The sequence below is a fragment of the Achromobacter sp. genome (assembly GCF_036567245.1).
In the GTDB taxonomy this organism is placed as follows: Bacteria; Pseudomonadota; Gammaproteobacteria; order Burkholderiales; family Burkholderiaceae_B; genus Achromobacter.
This window is the reverse complement of sequence record NZ_DATCUY010000269.1, coordinates 1-2,348: the sequence shown is the minus strand read 5'-3', so window position 1 is coordinate 2,348 and position 2,348 is coordinate 1. Positions and strand designations below refer to the sequence as shown.

General features: G+C 68.5%; 3 protein-coding genes. All 3 read left to right on the top strand.

The features are described 5' to 3' along the window. Positions 1-242: alpha/beta fold hydrolase (locus VIR09_RS11835; RefSeq protein ID WP_332013050.1), on the top strand; the 242-nt coding region annotated here is incomplete at its 5' end. Continuing rightward, entirely contained in the window at positions 239-1,678 is a 1,440-nt protein-coding gene (gene bioD, locus VIR09_RS11830) for a dethiobiotin synthase (RefSeq protein WP_332013049.1), read from the top strand. The genes VIR09_RS11835 and bioD, both read left to right, overlap by 4 nt. Positions 1,679-2,061: 383 nt before the next feature. Then, positions 2,062-2,348: hypothetical protein (locus tag VIR09_RS11825; protein ID WP_332013048.1), on the top strand; the 287-nt coding region annotated here is incomplete at its 3' end.

Below are 2,348 nucleotides of genomic sequence, written 5' to 3'. Positions count from 1 at the left end.
AGGCCCTGCGCGACGAAGACCGGCGCGAGGCTCTGGCCGCGCTGCCCGTGCCGCTGCTGGTCCTGGCCGGCGCGGACGATCCCATCGTTCCCGCGCCCATGACGCAAGCAGCATTTGCCGGCCGGGCCGACGCGCAGATCCATGAACGCGCGGGCGGCGGCCACCTGTTGCCCGTGTCGGATGCCGCCTGGTGCGCTGCCCATGTCCGCGCCTTCATTTCCCGCCTGGCGGGCGCTGCATGACGCAAGCCCCGCGCAACGCCGGGATCGGCGCGCGCTTCGGCGCTGCCGCCCAGGCCTACGAAGACCACGCGTCCATCCAGCGCATTGCGGCCGAGCGGCTGGCCAGCGATATCGCCCTGCTGCCCTTGCCCGCACGTCCGCGCATCCTGGAGATCGGCTGCGGCACCGGCCTGCTGACCCAGGCGCTGGCGCGCCGCATCGGTCCGGCCGACTGGACCGTCACCGACATCGCTCCCGGCATGCTGGCAGCTGCGCAACAAGGCCTGGCCCTGCCAGGCCTTGCCCGCTACCAGTTGCTGGACGGCGAGCATCCGGCCGGACTTGCGGGCGGCTACGACCTGATCTGCTCCAGCCTGGCGGTGCAGTGGTTTTCAGACCTGAACGCGGGGCTGGGCCGGCTGGCCGCCCTGCTGGCGCCAGGCGGCTGCCTGGCCGTGGCGACGCTGGCGGACGGCACGTTCCAGGAATGGCAGGACGCCCATGCCGCGGCCGGACTGAATGCAGCCACGCCGCGCTATCCGTCGGCCGCCTCCATCCGTCCGGACTGGGGCAATCTGGCGGGTGGCGTGCGCGGCGAACGGCTGATACAAAATCATCCTGACGGCCTGCGTTTCCTGCGCGGGCTCAAAGGCATAGGCGCTACCACGCCTGCTCCGGGACGCGCGCCTCTGGGCGCGACACAACTGCGGCGGGTGCTGGCGGCGTTTGACGAACAAGGAGCCGGGGTGACCTATCACCTGGCCTACGGTATGTGGAAAAAAACGAACCAACACCCCACCGGCGTTTTCGTGACCGGCACGGATACCGGCATCGGCAAGACCCTGGTGTCCGCGATCCTGGCGCGCGCCTGGAACGCCGACTATTGGAAACCGGTGCAGACGGGCGTGGCGGAAGAACCGGGCGACACCGAAACCGTGGCGCAACTGGCCGGGCTGCCGCCCGAACGCCTGCACCTGCCCGCCTACGTGCTGCAGGCGCCGCTGTCTCCCTGGGCCGCCGCCACCCTGGAGGACACCATCGTCGACGCCACCAGCATCGTGCCGCCGGCCACGCAGGCGCCGCTGATCGTGGAAGGCGCGGGCGGCCTCTACGTACCGATAGACGACAGCCACATGATGATCGACCTGATCGCGCGGCTGGACATGCCGGTGGTGCTGGCCGCGCGTAGCGGCCTGGGCACCATCAACCACACCCTGCTCAGCCTGGAGGCCCTCAAGCGCCGCGGCATTCCGGTGCTGGGCGTGATCATGAGCGGGCCGCTTTCGGCGGGCAACAGGGAAGCCATCGAGCGCTTCGGCGACGTGCGCGTGCTGGCCGAGATTCCCCCGCTGTCCAAGGTCGATGCGCAAACCGTCGCGACGCTGGCCAGCGGCATTCCGCCGCTGGCGGAGTGCCTGCAGGCGCTGGGCGATGCGCCGGCGGTAGCCAGCAGCTAGGCCCGCTGCGCGGTCGGCCCCGAGGCCAGCGCAGTTTCCGGGGCCGGAGCCGTTACGCATTCGTACAAAATAAATTCCGCTGACGGTCGCCCCATCCTTTGAGGCGAAGGCTGCCGCGTCATCCCTTTCCGGTTCTGCGGATGGCTACCAAGATCTCATGCAAAGCATGAACTTCGCGAATGAAGGCGCGCGCCTTCTACATCATTAAGCCACATCCGGATTCTCAAACCGGCGCGGCCGCGGCAGCCTCCGCCACGCGCCTGCGCGTTGTTGACTACTAACGCAACACAACGATAATTTTCGCCACATTGGCAGTTCGATTCGCAGGTAGCTGGACGTGCAGGATTTCGTTCCTGGGTTTCCTTATTTGCAGGAGAACTGGCATGGTCACCAGAAGGCTGAACATTCCTGTCCTGGCCCCAAATCCCAACCGCAATTTCTTCGACGGCACCCGCCCGGGCCAAGCGGTGCTACGCCCGGCCGACCTGCTGGCCTTGCGGCTGGAGCTGCGCAACCTGGCGGTGACGCCGGGCCAGCCGCCGCGCCTGAAGAAGGCTGGCGACGGGGCCGCCACGCTCATCGTCCACTTCCCGCCGCAGTCGATCACCGAAGAGACCTTCTTCGAAAGACCGCCCCCCGGCACCGCCAACCAGCCCCCGCCCCGCCCCAC

Bases quoted from the DNA above. Each gene is read 5' to 3' on its own strand.
- bioD (WP_332013049.1), top strand. From the start codon at position 239: ATGACGCAAGCCCCGCGCAACGCCGGGATCGGCGCGCGCTTCGGCGCT.